Raw genomic sequence first — 217 nt, 5'->3', positions numbered from 1 at the left:
CCGCCGCCTGCCGCATGCCCTTCTCGATGGCCCGCGACCACCAGCTCCCCTTCTCCGGCCGCCTCTCCAAGGTCAACCCGCGCACCGGAATGCCGAGCGCTCCCGCCCTGGTCGTCGGCGTCCTCGCCGCCGCTCTGCTGCTGCTCAACTTCGCCTCCCCGGACGCCTTCCTGGCGATCGGTACCACCTGCATCGTGATGCTGTACCTGGCCTACGC

The 217-nt window shown here is 70.5% G+C and carries 1 protein-coding gene; it reads left to right on the top strand.

The window, feature by feature from the left end; translation table 11 throughout:
- The coding region (locus MFF64_RS37615) for an amino acid permease (RefSeq protein WP_238194191.1) at positions 1 to 217 on the top strand (217 nt) is incomplete at both ends.

It is taken from the genome of Methylobacterium frigidaeris (assembly GCF_022179185.1).
In the GTDB taxonomy this organism is placed as follows: Bacteria; Pseudomonadota; Alphaproteobacteria; order Rhizobiales; family Beijerinckiaceae; genus Methylobacterium; species Methylobacterium frigidaeris.
Note: the sequence above shows the minus strand (reverse complement) of the source record. Positions and strands in the feature narration are given on the sequence as shown.